Consider the following 20317-nt stretch of genomic DNA (forward strand, 5'->3'; position numbering starts at 1 on the left):
TGTGGTGGCCGAGGGCGAGGTGCATCCGCTCGCCGGGGGTGGCGAGCAGCCGCAGCGGGTAGCTCGTGGCCACTCCACCGTCGACGGCGGAGACACGGATGCCGTCCGCCGGCCGGAACACGGCCGGGTCCAGCGGGAAGTTGAGGAACACCACCATCGTGTCGGCGAGCGCTCCGGCACTGCTCTGCCGCTGGATCTCCGGCAGTCCAAGGTGCTGGTGGGCGGCGAGACGGGACTGCTCGTCCTGCAGCCGGCGCAGAACGGCGGCCATCGGCCGCACCGGGTCGAGACGCACTCGCACCGGAACGGTGCTGATGAACAGACCGATGACGGACTCCACGTCCTCGACGTCGGCCGGACGGCCCGCGTTCGGAGCGTCGAGGACGACGTCGTCGCGACCCGTCAGCGCACCGATCAGGGTGGCCCACGCGCCCTGCACCAGGGTGGCCGGTGTCAGGTCGTGGCGGCGGCAGTGCGCGGTCAGGCGGGACGTCAGGTCCGGGGGCAGCAGGCGCTCCACGACCCCGTGCCCGGGTTCGTACGCCGTACCGCCGGTGGCGTGGTCCGTCCGGTTGCCGGTCACCGGCACCACGAGGGTCGGTTCGGCACCGTCGAGCGCCTGCCGCCACGCCTGCCGTGCCGCGTCCCTGTCCTGCCGGGCGAGCCAGGACAGGTACCGCTCGAACTGGGGCGCCGGGGAGAGGGAGTCCGGCTCGGCGTAGGCGGTCAGCAGTTCGTTCAGCAGCAGCGGCTGCGACCAGCCGTCGAGCAGGATGTGGTGGTAGGTCACGATCATCGTGTGCCGGTGCGGGGCCAGCCGTGCCAGCGCCACGCGCAGCAGGGGCGGCCGAGCCGGGTCGAACGGGGTCTCCCGCTCCGCGGTCCGCAGCTCGGTGAGCCGCGACTCCCGCTCCGGTTCGGCGGTCGTGGACAGGTCCGTCTCCCGCCAGGGCGGTTCCACCTCGCCGGAGACGATCTGCACCGGGCCCGCGTCCGCGTCGTGCACGAAGGCGGCCCGCAGGCTGCCGTGCCGGGCCAGCAGCCGGGTCCAGGCGGTGCGCAGCCGGGCCGGGTCGAGGGGGCCGTCCAGCGTGAGCGACAGCTGGACGGTGTAGTCGTCCACCCGGGCCCGGCCGTCCTCCCCGGCCTGCGCGGCGGCCAGGGACTCGAAGAGCAGCCCCTCCTGCAACGGTGTCAGCGGGAGGATCGGCATGTCCGTCGGGCCCGGGTACGGGGCGGTCAGCCGCTCCCGCACCGGCGCCGGTACCGGCAGCAGGGGCTCCTCGCGCGTCGCTTCCGGCGATGCCGTGACGTCGGTGTCCTCGGCCTCCCGCGCCACGGAGGCGAGAGCCGCGACGGTGGGGTGCGCGAAGACGTCACGGACGGCCAGGCCGATCCCCACTCGGCGCGCGGCGCCCACCAGCCGCATGGCCAGCACGCTGTCGCCGCCCAGCGCGAAGAAACTGTCGTCGATCCCCACGTGCGGGATGCCCAGCAGCCGGGCGAAGGCGGTGCACAGGGCCTGCTCGGTCGCGTCGCGCGGCGCCCGGCTGTCCGGTGCGGCCGCGAAGTCCGGCGCCGGAAGGGCGGCGCGGTCCAGCTTGCCGTTCGCGGTGAGCGGCAGCTCCGCCAGTACCACGAAGGCGGCGGGCACGAGGGCCTCCGGCAGGGTGCGTTCGGCGAGGGTCCGCAGTTCGGCCGGGAGCACGGCGAGCCTGCGGGCGAGGCCCGGCTCGTTGGTGTGCCGCGCCGGGGCCGGGACGGGTGCCGTCGCGGGCCGGTGGGCGCACAGCACCTCACCGGTCACGGCGTCCGGGGTGCCCCCACCGGTCGGGGAGTCCGAGGCGTCCGTGCGCCGGAAGACGGCGTCCACCGCGCCGGGGCCGGTCACCGACGGCGCCACGACTACGCGGTAGCCCAGTTCCCCGGCGAGGGCGTACAGGTCCTCGGGGTCCACCGCGCCGGGCACCGGGACGTCGTCCGCGAGGACGCTCGCGGCACGGGCGGGTTCGGCCCCCTCGTCCAGCCGCCCGGCCGCCAGGACCTGCCGGGCGGTGCGCTCGTCGGGGAGCCCCGACACGCGCAGTTGGGCCGGGCGGGCCGTGGACAGGGTGTGCCGCAGCCCGTCCAGGTGTGTTCCGTCGTCGGCGTCGTGGCTGTCGGCCGGCGACGCCGCCACGGCTGCCGGGGCCGTGTGCAGGACGACGTCGTAGCGGTAGCGGCTCAGTTCGTTGCGGTACCTGCCCCGTTTCACCTGGACGTCCGCGGCGGTGAAGGGACCGGCGGGACCGGTCCGTCCGGTGAACCAGGCCGGGTCGACGAGGAGTTCGTTCTCGTTCAGCAGGGCCCGGCCTATGGACCGGCGCAGCGCCGCGAGGCCGGTGTGCCGGCCCGGAGGGAGGCGGACGAGGTGCTTCTCCGTCTCGAAGACGCGGGCGGCCCGCAGGTCCCGTACGTCACCGACGAAGATCCGCCCGCCGGGTGCCAGCAGCGGCGCGACGGCGCGGATCACCCGGTCCAGGTAGCCGGCGTCCGGAAAGTACTGGATCACCGAGTTCAGTACGACGGTGTCGAAGAACCCGGTGGGCAGGCCCTCGGTGTCGTCCGCCGCCTGGTGCCGCAGGGTGACGCGGCCGGCGAGGTGGCCGGGCAGCCGGTCGCGCAGCGTGCCGATCACCGCGGCGGAGAAATCGGTCGCCCAGTAGGTCTCGGTGTCCCCGGCGAGCCGCGACAGCAGCAGGCCCGCACCGACGCCGATCTCCAGCAGGCGTACGGGACGCAGGGCGCGGATCCGCTCCACGGTCGCGTCGCGCCAGCGGCTCATCTCCCGGTACGGGAGGGGCCGGCCGTCGTAACTGCTGTCCCAGCCGGTGAAGTCGTCGCCGAAGGCGGCGGGTTCGCGGGCCGGAAGCTCCCCGGCGGCGCTCGGTGCGGACGGTGTCTGGGCGGCGGGCGCGTAGACCGACTCCCAGACGGCGTTCCACTCCTGTACCTGTACCTGTTCCTGCTCGGGCCCGGACACGTCCGTGTCACGTCCGTGGAGGGCCGGCACCACGTAGGCGGTGAGCTGCCGTCGGCCCGGCTCGTCCTCCCGGACGGTCACCGCGGCCCGGCTCACCGCCGGGTGCCCGGCGAGCGCGGCCTCGATCTCGGCGGGCTCGGTGCGCACCCCTCGGATCTTGACCTGGTGGTCGGTCCGGCCCAGGTACTCCAGCGTGCCGTCGCCGCGCCACCGCGCCAGGTCGCCGGTGCGGTACATACGGCTGCCCGCGGGGCCGAAGGGGTCGGCCACAAAGCGGAGCGCGGTCGTCCCGGGCAGGGCCGGGTAACCGCGGGCGAGCTGGCGTCCCGCCAGGTACAACTCACCCGCGACGCCCGGGGCGACCGGCCGGAGCGCCGCGTCGAGCACGTACACCCGGGTGTTGTCCACCGGACCACCGATGGGGACCGTGCCCGTCCCGGCAAGCACCGTGGTGCCCGTCCCGGCGGGGACGCAACTCCACCGGGTGACGTCGATGGCCGCCTCGGTCGGCCCGTACAGATTGAACAACGGAACGCCGAGAAGGCCGAGGCAGGTGTCGGCGAGTTCGGCCAAAAGCGCCTCGCCGCTGCAGATCACGCGCCGCAGCCCGGCCCCCGCCGCGGCTGCGGCGGGCTCGTCGAGGAAGTCGAGGAACATCCGGAGCATCGACGGGACGAAGTGCACCGTCGTCACCCGGTGGGTCTCGATGGCCGCCGCCAGGTACTCCGGGTCGCGGTGTCCGCCGGGGCGTGCCACGACCACCGTGGCGCCCGTGGTCAGCGGCCACAGCAGCTCCCACACGGACACGTCGAACCCGACGGGCGTCTTGTGCAGCACCCGGTCGTCGGCGGTCAGGGCGAACTCCCGCTGCATGCCCAGCACCCGGTTGACGATGGCCTCGTGGGAGACGACGACGCCCTTCGGACGGCCGGTCGAGCCCGAGGTGAAGATCATGTACGCGGCCGAGCCGGGCGCCACGGGGACCGGCGAGGACAGGGTTCCACCGTCACCGGCGGGCGCGCCGTCCCCGAGGAGGATCGTGTCCGGGCCGCTCAGGCGGGGGAACCGCTCGACGAGGCCGCGCGTGGTGAGGACGCAGGCCGGGGCCGCGTCGTCCAGCAGCAGCCCGATCCGCTCCGCCGGCAGGTCCGGGTCCACCGGCACGTACACCGCGCCCGCGCGCAGCACGGCGTGGACGGCGACGAGCAGGTCCGCCGAACGCGGCACGGCGACGGCCACGCGGGTCTCGGGCACGGCCCCACGCTCGCGCAGCAGCGCCGCGAGCGCCGCCACCCGGGCGTCGAACTCGGCGTACGTCAGCTCCTCGGTACCGTCCCCGCCGTCCCCGTACACCACGGCGGTCGCGTCGGGCGTGGCCGCCGTCTGTGCCGCGACCAGTTCGGGCACGGTGACCGGCGGCACCGGCACGGCGGTGTCGTTCCACTCCGCCAGCACCTGCCGCCGCTCCTTCGGGAGGAGCACGTCGACGGCGCCGACGGTCCGGGTGGGGTCGGCGACCGGCCCCTGAAGCAACCGCACCAGCCGTTCACCGACGAGGGCGATGTCCTCCGGCGAGAAGACACCGGTCCGGTAGCCGAACCGCAGGCTGAGCCCGGCGGTTTCCGGCACCACCAGCAGGGTCAGCGCGTAGTGGGTGCCCGCGTGGACGTGCGGATCGGTGATGCCGAGGCCGGGGCCCGGCCGGAAGGTGGCCGGGTCGACGGGAAAGTTCTCGAAGGTCAGGACGGTGTCGAAGAGCCGGGCGAGCCCGGTCGGGCGGGTGATGTCCGGCAGGCCCAGGTGCGCGACGGCCGTGAGGCGCGACTGCCGGCGCTGCATCCCGCGCAGGACACCGAGCAGGTCGTCCGCCGGACGCAGCCGGACGCGCACGGGAACGGTGTCGACGAACAGCCCGACCATGGACTCGGCCCCGTCGATCTCGGCGGGACGGCCGGCGACCGTGGTGCCGAACACGACGTCGTCGCGCCCGGTCAGCCCGGCCAGCAGGAGGGCCCAGGCGCCCTGGACGACGGTGTTGAGGGTGAGGCCGTGCGCGGCGGCCAGGTCCCGCAGGGCGTCGGTGGTACGGGCCGGCAGGTCGACGGTGTACCGGCCCTGCGCCGGCTCCGCCGCTTCGGCGGCGTCCGGCACGAGGAGCGTCGGTGCGTCGAGCCCGTCGAGCGCGGCACTCCACTCGGCGCGGGCCGCGTCACGGTCCTGCCGTCCGAGCCAGGACAGGTACGCGCGTGGCGGGGTCGCCGGCGGCAGGGGCTCGTCGTGGTACAACGCGAACAGCTCACGGCCCAGCAGGGGCAGCGACCAGCCGTCGAGCAGCATGTGGTGGTGGGTGAAGAGCACGGTGTGCCGCTCGGGGGCGAGCCGCACCATGGCGATCCGCAGCAGCGGGGGGCGTGCCAGGTCGAAGCGTCCGGCCCGCTCCTCGGCGGCGACCTGCCGCAGTCGCCGGTCCCGCTCCTGGGCGTCGGCGTCCGTGGGCGGCTCCGTGAGGTCCACGTCGCGCCAGGGCAGCTCGACGCCGTCGAGCACCACCTGCGCCGGTACGTCGGCGGCGTCGGCGACGAACGCGGAGCGCAGGACGGGGTGCCGGACCAGCAGGGCGTGCCAGGCCGCACGCAGCCGGTGCCCGTCCAGCGGGCCCTCGACCGTGAAGCCGAGCTGCACGGTGTAGTCGTCGTCCCCGGCGGCCCGCGCGTCGTGCAGGGACTGGAACAGCAGGCCCTGTTGTACGGGAGTCAGGGGCAGGGCGTCCGAGAGTCGCGGGTAGCGGGCGCGCAGGCGCCGGAGTTCCGCCTCGGCGAACAGGGTGGCGTCCGAGGGCTCCGGTACCGAAGAGGCGTCGCCCGTGGCGTCCTCCTGCGGGACCGCGCGGGCGGCGAGGTTCACCACGGCCGGGTGTTCGAACACGTCGCGCAGGGCGATGGTCAGTCCCTCGCGGCGTGCGGCGGCGACCAGGCTCATCGCCGAGACGCTGTCGCCGCCGAGGGCGAAGAAGTCGTCGTCGATGCTCACGCCCGGTGTGTCGAGCAGGTCGGCGCAGAGCCGGCAGAGGGTCTCCTCGACCGGGTTCCGTGGCGTCCGTCCGCCACCGGGGACGGCCGCCGTCGGTGCGGGCAGCGCGGCCCGGTCGAGCTTGCCGTTCGCCGTCAGGGGCAGTTCCGGGAGGGTCATGAAGACGGCGGGCACCATGTACGGGGGCAGGCGCCGCGCCAGCGCCGCGGCCAGCTCGTGTTCGCCTGCCACCGGCTCCGTGCCCGGGACGAGGTACGCCGTCAACTGCCGCCGGCCCGGCGTGTCCTCGCGGAGCACGACCGCGGCGCGGTCCACGCCCGGCTGCTGCGCGAGCGCGGCCTCGATCTCGCCCGGCTCGATACGGTATCCGCGCACCTTGACCTGCTGGTCCGCCCGGCCCACGTGGGCGAGCCGGCCGTCCCGCGTCCACCGTACGAGGTCGCCGGTCCGGTACATGCGTGTTCCGGGGGCGCCGAAGGGGTTGGCCACGAAGCGCTCGGCCGTCAGGCCGGGCCGTCCCGCGTACCCGCGCGCCAGTCCGGCGCCGGCGATGTACAGCTCGCCCACCACACCGGGCGGCACGGGTCGCGCCGCCCCGTCCAGCACGTACACCGCGGTACCGGCGATCGGCCGTCCGATGGTGACCGTCGCCGCTTCGGCGTCCTCGGCCGACAGGTCCGCCGCGGTCGACCAGACCGTCGTCTCCGTGGGTCCGTAGACGTTGGTCACCGACGCGGCGGACGCGACGAGTTCACGCGCCAGTGCGGCCGGCAGCGCCTCACCGCCGACGAGGACCCGGACGCCGCCGAGGGCGGGGGCGACCTCCGCGGACACCGCCTGCCACAGACTCGGCGTCGCCTGCATCACCGAGACACCCTCGGTCAGCAGCAGTCGCCGCAGCCGTGCCGGGTCGCGTGTCTCGTCAGGTCCGGCCACCACCACCGCGGCACCGGCCACCAGGGGCGCGAGCAGCTCCAGGTTGGCGATGTCGAAGCCCAGCGTGGTCACGGCGAGCAGGCGGTCGCCGCCGCCGAGGCCGGCCCGCCCGGCCATGTCCAGCAGCAGATTGGCGAGGCTCGCCCGGGGGACGACCACGCCCTTGGGCCGTCCTGTCGACCCCGAGGTGAAGATGACGTACGCCGCGGCCGAACCGTGCACCGTGGCGGGCGGCGCTGCGACGTCGGCCTCCGCAGGGGCCTGAGCATGGGTATGGGCGTCGGCGGGGGTGACGTCGCACGGCCCGTCGGTCAGCACGCGTCGCGGGCCCCGCGGCACCCGCTCGGCCAGTTCGGCCGTCGTCAGGACCACGGCCGGCCGTGCCTCGGCCACCATGAGTTCCAGCCGCTCCGCCGGGTGCGAGAGGTCCAGCGGCAGATAGGCGGCGCCGGAACGCAGGCAGGCCAGCACGCCGGCCACCAGGTCCACCGAGCGTGGCAGCGCCAGCGCCACGCGGTCCTCCGGCCCCACTCCGTGACCGGTCAGGACGCCGGCCAGCCGGGCCACCCGGCCGACCAGTTCGCCGTACGTCAGGGACGTTCCCCCGGCGGTCACCGCGACGGCGTCCGGAGTTCGGGCCGCCTGCGCCGCGACCAGCCGCCACGGGTCGCTCTCCGGGGCGTCTTCCGCGTCGCTCTCCCCGGCGGGGGCGACGATGCCGACGGCTCCGGCACCACCGGACCAACCGCCCAGCACGCGTCGGCGCTCGTCCTCGTCGAGCAGGTCACCGTGGCCGATCGGCCGCGCGGCGGCGTCGTCCCCCGCGGTGAGCCTTTCCATCATCCGCAGGAACCGCTCGTGGTGTCCGGCCAGTTCACCGGCCGAGTACAGCTCGGGGTTCCCGTCGACGACGACCTTGATCGCGCCGCGCTGTCCCGGGCGCCCGCCGTAGCAGGCGACCGACAGGTCGGCCACCGGCCCCACGGCCAGACTGTGCAGGGAGCCGTGGAGGCCGCCGAAGGTGAAGTTCTGGCCGAACGGCATGACGTTGACGACCGGCCCATAGAGCCGGCCCCCCGCGGAGAGACCGAGGTCGCGGGCGAGGTCCGCCTCCGGATAGCGCTGGTGCCGCACCGCGTTCTTCATCTCGGCCGCGACCCGGGCGGCCAGCTCGCCGTACGTCAGGCCGGGGTCCACCCTCAGCCGCAGTGGGACGACGTTGGACACCATGCCGGGGGCGGCCTCCGCGACGGAACCGACCCGCGCGGTGACCGGGAAGCCCAGCACCAGGTCGTCCGCCCCGGTCATCCGGTGCAGATAGGCGGTGACGCCCGCGACGAAGGCGGCCGGCCAGCTCGACCGGCCGCTTCGCGCGACCTTCCGCATCCCCGACTCGGTCTCGGGGCTCAGCCATGAGGTCCGCCGGTGCACCGGGGCGGAAGGCGGCGCGGCCTGCTCCACCAGCCCGGCCGGTGCGGGCCGGCCGGCCATCCGTTCCAGCCAGTACGCCCGGTCGGCGCGGAAGTCCTCCGAGGCCCGGTAGGCCGCCTGCTCGTCCAGCAGTTCCCGGACCGGCCGCAGGGCGCCCTCCGCGGGGTCGCGCCCCTCGGAGAGCGCGGTGTAGACGGCTGCCGCGCGCCGTACGGCGATCCCGGCGCCGAACCCGTCGCTGATCAGATGGTGGATGCCCGAGTACCACCAGTGGCGCTGCTCGGCGACGCGGATCACCGCGCTCGTGAGGTTCGGCAGGTGGCCCGGGAGGCGCGGGCGCGCCATGTCGGCCTTCATCCAGGCGTGTGCCGCGGCCTCGGGGTCGGCCTCGGTCGACACGTCGACGAAGAGCTGCTCCCACGCACCGGTCGGCTCGACCCACTGGCGCAGTTCACCCTCGTGCTCCCCGATCCGGACGCGGAACCCGTCGGCCTCGTCGAGGAAGCGGCGCGTCGCCTCGGCCAGCAGCGCGAGGTCGAGCGGACCGGCGATGTCGACGTAGATGCCGAGGTTGTAGGCGCGGCTCTCCGGTGCCAGCTGCTGGCCGAACCAGATGCCCGACTGTCCCGGGGTCAGCGGCAGGCCACAAGGGTGGTCGTCTAGCACGTACGTAACTCCCAGGCATACGGATGAGCGGTGAGCGTGGCCCGACCTCGGTACCGGACCGGGAAAGCCCTGGTGACCGCGGCACTCACCGCGTCGACCGACCTCGGTCCGTGGTGATCGAATGTCACCTCGGTGTCTAGCACGGCGAGTTGACAGGCCGGGGTGCCCGCTCACAGAAAATGATCTTCAGGTGAACCGTCCCGCACCGCGCGGGCCTCCGCGGCGGTCGGCACCGGGTCGGAAACCGCGCATTCCGCCTGTGGCGCACGCCCGGCATTCACCCCGGCATCACATGCGGGGACCTCATGTTCACCTGGTTGAACTTCCCCCCAACTGCGGTGATATGTACGGTCCGGGGCGGCATCCGCCGTCCGCGGCCGGATGCCATCATCGAGCCGTCGCGGCGCCTCTTCGGTTCCGCGTCCCCGGGCCCTCCGCCGGCACTCACCGCGCCCCACCCCTCCCGACCCCTTCCCCGTCTCTTCCCGATGCTTTCCCGACCCTTCCCGCCGCGCCGTGCGGCAGCGACCCCCGAGGACCCTCATGGCGCAGCTCGGCACCCCTCTGATGAGCCCCGCCGAAACCCGCCGCGCGTTCCGCGCCCTGCTGCTCGGCCTCTTCGCCGGCCTGCTGTCCAGCACCGTGGTCGTCACCGCGCTGCCCCGCGTCGTCGCCGACCTGGACGGCAGCCAGGCCGCCTTCACCTGGGTCGTCGCGGCCACGATGGTCTCCTCCACGCTGAGTCTGCCGCTCTGGGGGAAGCTCGCCGACCTCACGGACCGCAAGACGCTGATCCAGTGCTCGCTCGGCCTGTTCGCCCTCGGGTCGGCGTGGTGCGCGCTGGCCGGTGATGTCGGGCAGCTCATCGCGGGCCGGACTGTGCAGGGGCTGGGAGTCGGCGGGGTGAACGCGCTGGCCCAGGTCATCATGGCCGCGCTGGTCCCGCCACGAGAGCGTGGCCGGTACAACGGCCGCATCACACTGGTCATCACGGCCGGAACGGTCGCCGGCCCCCCGCTCGGCGGCCTCCTCGCCGACACCCCCGGGGTGGGCTGGCGCGGCTGCTTCCATCTGGGCGTGTTCCTCGCGGCCGGCGCCGGACTCACCCTCCACCGGACACTGCGGCTGCCCGCGCTCGGAGCCGGTTCTGGGCGCGCGACGCGCGGATCCCGCCCCGACCTCTGGGGCGCGGTCCTGCTCACCGCGGCGGTCGGTACGCTCCTCCTCGCCGTCACCCGGGCCGGTGACGGCGTCCCGTGGGTGTCCTGGCCGACCGCGGGAGCGGCCTGCGCCGTGCTCGTCCTGGCCGTGCTGTTCGTCCGTCGCGAGTCACGGGCCGCCGATCCGCTGGTGCCGCTGCGCCTGTTGCGCGACCGCACCGTCGCCCTGTCGGCGCTCGCCGGTTTCGCGGTCGGACCGGCGCTGTTCGCCGCTCCCGCCCTGCTGGGTCAGTACTTCCAGACCGCCCGGGCGCAGTCGCCGGCCGTGTCGGGCCTGCTGACCCTGCCGATGATCGCGGGTCTGCTGGTGGCCTCCGGCGTCGCCGGCCGTCTGATCGCCGCGCGAGGCCGCTGGAAACACCTCCTGGCCGTCGGAGGCCTGCTGCTGGTCCTCGGTTTCTCACTCATGGGCACCGTGGGGGCGGACACCCCACTGCCGCTGGTGAGCGCCGCCCTGTTCGCGGGAGGCGCGGGCGTCGGCATCGTCTCGCAGAATCTCGTGCTGATCGCCCAGAACGCGGCGCCGCCGGACGGCCTGGGCGCCACCACCACCTTGGTGGTCCTTTCCCGCAGCCTCGGCGGTGTACTCGGGCTCGCCGTCCTCGGCTCCCTGCTGACCGCCCGCGTGGACGCCCTGTCCTGCGCACACGCCGCGGCCGGGACCGGGCTCGACGGCGGCCTGCCGGACCTGGGCGTGCTGCCGCCCTCGGCCGTGGAGAGCGTCCGGGCGGTGTACGGGCGGGCTTTCGGCGACGTGTTCGCCAGCGCCGTGCCCTTCGCCCTGCTCGCGCTGACCGCCGTCCTGCTGATGCGGGAGACGCCCCTGCGCACCGCGCACGGGGAACCCGCTCAGGAGCCGGACCCCGACCCGGAACAGGAACAGGAACAGGAACCGGGCCCCGCCCGGGATCAGGATGCGAACCCGCGCAAGGGCCTGGATTCTGACCTGCACCTGCCCTGAGAAGCCCTGCCCCAACCGGTCGTGGAGCGTGCGGGTCGAACAGGTTTCCCGCTGGGGTGGGCGGCCATCCGGCCGCTGCTGCCGGTGCCGGCCTGGCTTCAGGGCGGGGACGGGCGGCCCGAGGGGTGCTGCCACCACCAGTTGCTGGACGCGGTCCGCCACCTGGTCGCGGGCGGGTTCTCCTGGCCGGTGCCCGCGATGTCCGTCGCCGCCGGGCTCACTGCTTCTGCGGACAGTTTCCACATGTTGCCGCTCGGCCGACGAGGTTACGAGGACGAGGAGGGCGCCCCTCTTCCCTCGTACTCGCCGGGCGACGGCGAAGGTGGCCTGAAGGCCGCGTCCGAGGCCATCGACCTGCTGTTGCGGAACACCTGCGATGGGTCATGGCACACGACGAAGCAACCCGCTTCGCACATTCCTCAGCCAGCATCCTCGTCGAGCACGGCATCGACCACCTCGAGAACCGGTGAGCACTCGCCCGCCCACCACACCAGACGGAACAACCTGCCCGACACCATCCGAGCCGTCGTTGGCCTTCTGACCGGCCAACAGCCACCACCAACCACGCCGGGCGACTGGCACTGCCCCTCGCGCGGACATGACCGAAGGACCAACCGCGAGTCAGATGCGTCCTCACGCCAACCATGCACGAGGTCGTAGGGGCCTTGCCGGAGAACAGCATGTGGGCAGAGGGCGCGCTGAACTGCGAGTTCAGTTGCAAAACCACAGGTTGACTCCCGGCAGGTCCTGAGCGCGGGACGCGGGAAGCGACAGCCCCCGAGAGAGTCTGGGCACCCGCTACGGCCGGACGGGGAGTGCTACGACGATCCGTGGCACGTCGGAGAACGGACGGGAACGGCGGGAGGAGGGGGCGGGAGGAGCCCCGCCACGTCAGCCCCCGGCCTCCAGCCGGGCCACGATGTCCTGGCGCAGCCGTACCTTGTCCGTCTTGCCGACCGCGGTCAAGGGGAGTGCCAAAACCTCGACGAGCCGTTCGGGCAGCTTGAACCGGGCCAGTCCGCTGTCCTCCAAATGCCCGCGGAGCTCACGCAGGGACGGTGCTCCCTCGTCACCGCCCACGACGTACAGGCAGACGGCCTCACCCAGCACACGATGGGGCATCGCGACGGCCGCGGCGGCCCGCACACCGGGGTGTGCCAGCACCAACGCCTCCAGTTCGTCCGCCGGGATCTTCTCTCCCCCGCGGTTGATCACGTCTTTGACGCGTCCGGCGACCACGAGGTTCCCGGACTCGTGGCGGCGGACGAGGTCGCCGGTGCGGTAGAAACCTTCGGAGGTGAACGATGAGGCTGCCGCGCCTCCGTGGTACTCCGTGATGACACCCGGCCCCCTGACCAGGAGTTCGCCGATCTCACCGTCGGCGACGGGCCGGCCCTCGCCGTCCACTACCAGGGTCTCGTCACCGGGCGAGGAGGGGCGTCCCTGCGTGGTGAACGCCACCTCGGGCGGATCATCGAGCCGGGTGAAGTGCAGCCGGCCCTCACTCATGCCGTACACCTGCTGGATTCGGCAGTCGAAGGCACTGGCCAGTCGGACAGCCGTGGATTCGTCCAGGCGCGCCCCGCCGACCTGCAGGACTTGCAGGCTCGACAGGTCAGGACCGCTGGAGGCGGCGCGAGCGACGAGCCACTGCCGGGCGAGCGCGGGGGTGAGCGCGCAGTGTGTGACGCGTTCTCGCTCGATCAGCGCCATGGCGGCGGTCGCATCATCCGGGGCGGCGAGTACGACCTTTCCGCCGCTGGCGAGCGTGCCGAGTACCCCTGGAGCGGAGAAGGCGAAGGCGTGCGTCACCGGCAGGACGGCGAGGAACACGGATTCGGGTGTCAGCCCCGAGGCTGCTGCCGCGCAACGGATCACGTGACCCAGCGCCTCATGGGTTCGGGCGATGGGTTTGGGGGCGCCCGTGGTTCCGCTCGACAACAGGAAGAGGGCGGTGTCCGAGGGATGCCGGTCCGGATGGGCGGGAGCCGGGACACCGGCCTCGATGAGACGGTCGATGTGCACGTGGCCGACTGCCCGGTCGCCGGCAACCGAGACGAGCAGGGTGCGTACCGACGGGTGCCGCTCGCGGAGCTTCTCGGCGAGCCGCAGGTGGTCGAAGCGCTGATGCCGGGCCGGTACGGCCAGCGCGGTCGGCGCCAACGCGGTGATCACCGGCTCGAGTTCGTGCTCGCGCAGGGCTGGAAGGGCGAGCGCCGGACGCGCACCGAGCCTGATCAGCGCGAGCGTGAGGACGATGATGCGGGCCTGGTTCGGCAGTTGCACGAGTACGGTGTCGCCGGGCCGGATGCCGGTGTGCGCCAGCCGGGCGGCGCAGCCGGACACCGCCGCATCGAGCTCGGCCCTGGTGAAGGTGCGCTCGGCGTCGACCACTGCCGCGCGGTGACCCGCGTGCACGCGGGTGCTCAGCACGGTGTCGTCCAGGAATTCCGGGCGCCACCAGCCGCGGTCCCGGTACTCCCCGCAAGCCCCCGCGCCAGGCCGGCGGTCGCCGACGATGTCGCCGAGCTGCCGCACGGTGAAGTCGTGCTCTGCCCAGAGATCGACGCGGGTGTCGAAGCGCTCGGCCAGGTCCAGCTGGATTTGCGTGAGGTCGACGGAATCGAGTCCGAGATGCGCACGCAACTGCGCGTCCTCACGTAGCAGCTCTTCCTCGATTCCCAAGTCACGGAGGATCTTTCGCACTTCTTCGATGCCCGTCAACCGGGCCTCCTTGCCTGAGGGCTGTGGCGAGAACAGGGACCGACGTGGCCGGTATGCCCAGTGCGTCTCACCATGAGACCGGCGCACGGGAGCAGTGGGAAGCGCATGCGATGACGAAGGGCTCACCAAGCCGGCAGCCCCACTCCCGTGCGCCCTGCACGGCCCGTTCCGGCCGTGCGACGCTGTGCCACCACACCGGTTTCGCCCCCTGGAGTGTGATGAACCCAGTGAACAGCGGGACGCTCGCGGTACCGGGCGCGACAATCTATTTCGAAGTACGGGGTGAGGGGCCTTTCCTGCTGCTCATCGGGGGAGGGAACTCCGATGCGGCGGTGTACAAACGCTTGGCTGCCGTCCTGGCCGGGAGCCACCGCGTCGTCACCTACGATCCACGCGGGAACTCACGCAGCGTGCTCGACGGCCCACCGGTGGACCAGAGGGTCGAGGAGCACGCCGACGACGCCTACCGCCTGATCGAACACCTCGCCGGCCCGGACGAGCCCGTGTACGTCTTCGGGAGCTGCTCGGGCGGCCTCATCGCCCTGGAACTCACCATCCGCCACCCGGGCAGAGTCCGGCTGGCCGTCGCCCACGAGCCACCTGTTCTGAGCGTCCTCGCGGACGCCGAGCGGCACTTGGCACTTCTCGACGACATCTGCGAGACGTACCTCCGTGAGGGAATGGCGCCGGCCCTCACCAAACTGCAGGCCCTCCACGGCGGCCGGCCCGCGCCGGCCCTCCCCGAAGTGCACAACAATACCGACTTCTTCCTGAGCCACTTCGTCCGGCCGTTCACACGCTTCGTACCCGACCCCGCCGCGCTGGAGGAAGTGGCCGGCAAAGTGGTGTGGGCCGGTGGCCATGCCTCACGCGAGGACCTCGTGCACCGCCCGACGCTCGTCCTTGCCGGCCGGCTCGGCCGCGACGTGGAACTGTTCCCCGGCGGGCACGTCGGCTACGCGAGGTACCCCGCCGACTTCGCCGAGCGGCTCGTCGAGGTGCTCACCTTCGCGGCCGATGCGGCGGACGCTCTGCGGGGGACCGCCGGCGGAGGGCAGTGACGTGCGGATCGTGATGGGGGCGCAGAACTGCGGCTTCGGTCCGGTCGCCGAACTCGTCGCGGTTTCCCGGCCGCTCCACGAGCACGAGCGGGTGTTCGTCGGAGCCGGCGTCGCCGCTGTCTTCGCCCGGCGCAACCCCGACGCCTTCGACACCATCCACGACATCAGCGGGCTGTCGGAGAACGCCGGGTCAGCAATGATCGACGACCTGCTGCGGGGCAGTGACCACGTGGTCTCCGTCATGGACGCCGAGTTGGTGTTCCGGTCCGTCGTGGCGCGGCGACCCGTGACCATGGTGGACAGCCTGTTCAGTTTCTGGCAGCTCACACAACCACCTGCCAGAATCCGCGACTTGTGCACGACCATGCCACGTTCCCGCTTCGCGGCCGCCGACCGGCACCTGTCGGGTCTTTCACCGCACGAGCGGGTTGTCGCGGCTCACCTGCTCGCCACACACAGCGTCGTCCAGAACTTCCCCGGCGTCACCGAGCGCGCAGCCGGACTCGCCGCCCTGGGCGAGGGGCCCGAGATACATCTGACCGGCTCGATCATCGACGTCGAAGGCCTGCGGAACGTCGCGCGCGCCACAGAGCCCGCATACGACCTGTTGATCAACATCGGCGGATTCAAGAACTTCCTCCTGGACTTCGACGTCAACAACGACTACGTGCGCCTGCTGCACCAGTGGCTTCCGGATCTGCTGCGCGACTGGCCCCGGTTCCGTCGCGTCCTCGTCTGTGGCGGCCCGTTCGGCGAGGGCCGGGAACGGACCATCCGGGCCGCGGGCGGCCGGGCCGACTGCCGCCTCCTGCGCCAGCGTGAATTGCTCCAGGTGGCGGCGAACACTGCGGACTACCTGATGACCCCCGGGCTCACGGCACTCCACGAATCGGTCGCCCTGGGGCGGCTGCCCCTGGCGATCCACGAGCAGCACTACGCCCACGTCTTCACCATGCGCGCACTGGACGGCACGTTGTTCGGCCGCACCGGGGGCCGGTTCACAGACGTGGTTCCGTGTCATCCGCTGCCGGAGGACGACTTCGCCGGGACCGCCGCCCTGGTCGAGCTGGCCGGCCGCGTCCGGGAGGACCGCGAGCTCTACATGAAGTACCGGCGGACCTTCAACGAACGCATCGAGCAGTACCTCTCGCTCACCCCGCCGCAACGCCGACACGGCGTCGGGGAACTCGGGAAACTGCTGAGCGGCGCCCCGGTCCACTCGGTGATGACCGAGGTCCTGGGCACGCCGCACGCTGCGTAAGGCGAGGAAGATCCAGCACCAGATCTCCCGGCACCCTTCCCGGTCCCTCCGCGGACACTTCCGCGACCTGGGCGAAAGCGGCTACAACAGGGACGCCGGCGGTCCGGCCGCACCACAACAGCGTAGTGACCTGCACAGACACGGAAACGGTTCGCCGGGTCACGCAACCGAAGACGCGACCCCCGCCGCAACCCGGCACGGGTCGCACGCGCTACGCCTCCGACGTGCAGCGCCGTGAGCGCGCCGACCCCGGCGGGCGGCGGAGACCTCGGATGCCGCGGTCAGGGAGGTCGTCAGCCTGTGCTGTCACTCGATGGTGCGGCTTCGTCCGAGACTGGTGAAGGGGGGACCTCGAAGCGCGACAGGATGATCCCACCACGTTCCCGTACCGCTCAACGAGACGACCCCGCTGTGGTCCTGGATGATCTCGTTGGCGCGCTCCAGGCCGGCGAGGGCCGAGCGGGTCTCGGCGAGCAGGTTCGCGGTGTCGATGGGCGCAGGCGCGGCCGATGCCGCAGGCGGCGCCGGTGACGAGGGGTACGGCCACCGAGGTCGAGCAGGGGAGCCAGGGGGGTGGTGAGGGCGTGGGGCGCGGTCATGTCCGACCCTAGTAGCGCCCCCGCCCCGCCCCATGTGGTTGCACCCCACGGTTCAACCGGAAGCAGTGGGGTCGAACCATGTGGGTGCGTCAGTCATGGCTTGCTTGATCCGGAAGCGCCCGAACTCGTCCAGCTCCGGCAACGCGTCCACGGCGAACCAGGCGACGTCCAGCGATTCGTCGTCGTTGACCCGGGCCTCACCGCCGACGGCACGGCAGCGGAAGGTGATGTCCATGTACTGGCAGATGTCGCCGTTGTCGTACGTCACCGGGTCCAGTGCCTGGACCATCACGACCCGCTCGACGACGCAGCGCACCGCGGTCTCCTCCTCGACCTCGCGCACCGCGCAGGCCGCGGGCTGCTCCCCCGGGTCGGGGATGCCGCCGATCACCGACCACTTACGGGTGTCGGACCGGCGGTTCAGCAGCACTCTGCCCTCGTCGTCGAAGACGAGGGCGGTGACCCCGGGAAGCCAGAGCAGTTGGTGACCGGCCGAGACGCGCAGGGTGCTGATGAAGTCAGGGGTAGCCATGCCTCCGACCCTAACGGGCAGGCCGGGCCGCTTCACGACGCTTCAGGAGGCGTACGCCGGGCGTACGACTGCGCTTCACCGGCGCACCCGCCCGCGCACACCGGCGCCGACGGCCCACCCCAGACCACCCGCGGCGACCAGGACGAGGGCGATCTCGGGGAGGATGCCGAGGCGGGTGGCCGGCGTCAGCGAGGAGCGCAGCGGCACCTCCTGCACCAGGGAGTCGGCGACGAACATGTCGGTCCTCCGGCCGACCTTCCCGTCCGGCATGATGATCGCGCTGACGCCGCTGGTCACCGGAACGGTGACGGTACGGCTGTGCTCGACGGCGCGGACCCTGGACATGGCGAGCTGCTGGTAGGTCATCTCGCTGCGGCCGAAGGTCGCGTTGTTGCTGGGAACGGAGATCAGCTGGGCGCCGTCGGTGACCGTGTCGCGCACCGCCCAGTCGAATGCCGCCTCGTAGCAGGTGACGAGTCCCACGCCGGTGCCGGCCATGGTGAACACGCCCGGTTCGGTGCCCCTGCTGAAGTCCTGGCGGACCATCGACGTCCACTCGTCGTTGATCGCCCCGACCAGGGAGCGCAGCGGGAGGTACTCGCCGAAGGGCTGGATCTGCCGCTTGTCGTAGATGTCCACGGGGCCCTTGTCCGGGTCCCAGAGAACCTGCTCGTTGAGCAGCTTGCCGTCCTTGCCCACCACGGCGCCGACCGAGATCGGGGCGCCGATCGCCTGCGCCGCGCGGTCGATGACGGCACGCGCGTCGGCGTTGGCGAAGGGGTCGATGTCGGAGGAGTTCTCCGGCCACAGCACGATGTCGGGCCGCTCTGCCCCACCCGCGTCGACGGCGGCGGCCAGGCGCTCCGTCTCGCGGGCGTGGTAGTCGAGGACGGCACGCCGCTGGGAGTTGAAGTCGAGCCCCAGACGCGGCACGTTGCCCTGGACGACCGCGACGGTCGCCGTGCCGTCCTCGGCAGTGTCGCTCACCAGTGGCCGGGCGGCGGCCGCGGCCACGAGGGGCGCCGCCACGCTCAGCGCGCCGACGGCCGCCGCGACGCGGCGCACGGTTGTGGTGCGGCGGGCGTCCAGGACCACGCGCACGATCTCGTACAGGCCGAAGCCGCACAGGGCGACCGCGAAGCCGAGCACGGGGGTGCCGCCCAGCGCGGCGAGCGGCAGGAACACGCCGTCCGCCTGCCCGAACGCGATCTTGCCCCAGGGAAACCCGCTGAACGGCACACGCGCGCGTGCCGCCTCCCCGGCGGTCCAGAGCGCGGCGGCCCACACCGGCGACCCGGGCAGCTTCGAAACCGCGGCGACACCGGCGCCGACCAGGGCGACGAAGGCCGCCTCGATCACGGCGAGGGCGATCCACGGGCCCGGCCCGACCTCGACACCGGTCCACACCAGCAGCGGCAGCAGGAAGCCCAGGCCGAAGAGATAACCGAGGCCGAGCCCCGCCCTCCAGCTCCGCCCGCGCAGCAGCCCGCCGAAGACGGCGAAGGCGGGCAGCGCCAGCCACCACAGGGTGCGCGGCGGGAAGCTGACGTAGAGGAGCAGCCCGGAGAGTGCTGCCGCTGCGAACGGAACGAGGCGCACGAGCCGCCGGCGCCACGCACCGGGCGCGGCCTGCGGGGGCATCGGGTCCGACTCGCCGACGGAGATTGCGGTGACGGTCACTCCGCGAGTCTACGGCGACCGGCCTGGGCACCGGCCGTGCCGCCGCCGGGGTGACGGGACTGACCTGGGCGGTCGCCGGGAACGCCGGGCCGGCCGACGCACTGGAGGACCGGCTGGTCCCGCACCGGGTACGCGCTCGGGAGGGTGCGTCACGACGCGGGCCCGGGAGGTGGGGGCCGGGGTACTTCGGAGGAGGGCTGAGCACCCCGGCCGGCCGGACCGTGCTGTCCGACGGCAGGCCCCGCTCGGCCTCGTTCCGGCCGGCGGCCGGACAGGGCGTCGTCGGGGCGGCACTGCCGGCGTCGGCCTTCGGCCGGGTGTTGTGCGCGCTGTGGCGCAGTCCGCGTGCCACGACCGTGGTGCTCTCGGCGGGGGCGGTGCTGACGACCGTCGCGGCGGTCGCCGCGGTGGGCAACGTGCCGGTTTGCGCCGCGGTCCCGGTGGGCGCGAGGGCCTGCTCGCGGGAATCTCGCCGGCCCGTCCGCTCGCCTCCGGTGCACCGGAGCGGCCGACGGACGCTCCGGTACGCGGGGCCCGGCCCGCACCGTGACCGTCCCCGGCGCGGCGGCTCAGTCCTAGTCCTCCGGGTCCGGCCGGCGCGGGTGGAGACGGTCGCGGATGACGGTCACCGCCGCCTCCGCGTCGTCCACGGTGATCGTGAAGGTGTGTCCGTCCCACAGGCTCAGGGTGATGCCCTCGCCACGGCGCACGACGACCGCGGTGCCCTTCTCGGGCCGCCAACGGTAGCCCCAGCCGCCCCAGTGCCGTGGGGTGACGTGCGGGACGAACTCGGCCCCGGCGACGTGCGACAGCGGGATGCGGCGGCGCGGCACCCCGATGTGGCCGCAGCGCACCTCCACGTTGTCCTCGTCGACGCGCAGCGCGACGTGCACGAAGGCGAGGGTGCCGAACAGGACCAGGAGTCCGGCCCCGATGCACCCGACGACGGCCATGGCCAGCGGCGCGGCGCCGTTCGACCAGGCCGAGTCGACGGCGAGCACGATGCCGAGCGCCATGCAGGCGGCACCGATCAGCGCCAGCAGCCACTGCATCCGGTTGGTCGCGCGACCGGTCCAGACGTAGGGGTACGGGGTGTGGGCACCGCGGGGACGCTCCCTCATACTCTCGAGGTTACTCACGTTTCGCTCCCCGGGTCCCGCGTCGCCCGGCGTCACTGCGCCCACCGGGCGGGGG

At 73.0% G+C, this 20317-nt stretch carries 8 protein-coding genes (1 of these 8 running past the window's edge); 3 read left to right on the forward strand and 5 right to left on the reverse strand.

What is annotated here, in order from left to right; all coding sequences use genetic code 11:
• On the reverse strand, nucleotides 1–9085 hold the start of the coding sequence (locus ACWZEH_RS02695) for a non-ribosomal peptide synthase/polyketide synthase (protein WP_456195350.1). 19961 nt of this gene lie to the left of the window's left edge; only the first 9085 of its 29046 coding nucleotides appear in the window; the start codon lies at nucleotides 9083–9085; the stop codon falls past the left edge of the window.
• A gap of 543 nt (nucleotides 9086–9628) precedes the next feature.
• Between ACWZEH_RS02695 and ACWZEH_RS02700 the strand changes: the two genes are divergently transcribed.
• Nucleotides 9629–11266 (forward strand): MFS transporter, encoded by a 1638-nt coding sequence (locus ACWZEH_RS02700; protein WP_456195351.1) that lies wholly within the window; start codon nucleotides 9629–9631, stop codon nucleotides 11264–11266.
• Between the two features lie 891 nt (nucleotides 11267–12157).
• Here ACWZEH_RS02700 and ACWZEH_RS02705 read toward each other — a convergent pair.
• Nucleotides 12158–13951 carry an AMP-binding protein gene (locus ACWZEH_RS02705; RefSeq protein ID WP_456195352.1) on the reverse strand — a complete coding sequence of 598 codons (1794 nt, stop codon included), beginning with the start codon at nucleotides 13949–13951 and terminating at the stop codon, nucleotides 12158–12160.
• Between the two features lie 257 nt (nucleotides 13952–14208).
• Between ACWZEH_RS02705 and ACWZEH_RS02710 the strand changes: the two genes are divergently transcribed.
• Together ACWZEH_RS02710 and ACWZEH_RS02715 are read left to right on the forward strand one after the other, a co-directional pair.
• A complete protein-coding gene (locus ACWZEH_RS02710) occupies nucleotides 14209–15051 on the forward strand; it encodes an alpha/beta fold hydrolase (protein ID WP_456195353.1) in 843 nt (280 codons plus the stop codon).
• Between the two features lies 1 nt (nucleotide 15052).
• A complete protein-coding gene (locus ACWZEH_RS02715; protein WP_456195354.1) occupies nucleotides 15053–16312 on the forward strand; it encodes a hypothetical protein in 1260 nt (419 codons plus the stop codon).
• Between the two features lie 651 nt (nucleotides 16313–16963).
• Here ACWZEH_RS02715 and ACWZEH_RS02720 read toward each other — a convergent pair.
• The 3 genes from ACWZEH_RS02720 to ACWZEH_RS02730 all read right to left on the reverse strand — a co-directional run bounded on the left by ACWZEH_RS02720 (nucleotide 16964) and on the right by ACWZEH_RS02730 (nucleotide 20244).
• Nucleotides 16964–17443, reverse strand: a complete 480-nt coding sequence (locus tag ACWZEH_RS02720) for an NUDIX hydrolase (protein ID WP_456195355.1) — start codon at nucleotides 17441–17443, stop codon at nucleotides 16964–16966.
• Between the two features lie 75 nt (nucleotides 17444–17518).
• Complete coding sequence (lnt, locus tag ACWZEH_RS02725; protein WP_456195356.1) at nucleotides 17519–19123, reverse strand: apolipoprotein N-acyltransferase; 1605 nt, start codon at nucleotides 19121–19123, stop codon at nucleotides 17519–17521.
• Nucleotides 19124–19698: 575 nt separating this feature from the next.
• Complete coding sequence (locus ACWZEH_RS02730) at nucleotides 19699–20244, reverse strand: hypothetical protein (RefSeq protein ID WP_456195357.1); 546 nt, start codon at nucleotides 20242–20244, stop codon at nucleotides 19699–19701.
• Nucleotides 20245–20317 lie beyond the last annotated feature (73 nt).

The organism is Streptomyces yamdrokensis (assembly GCF_053890455.1).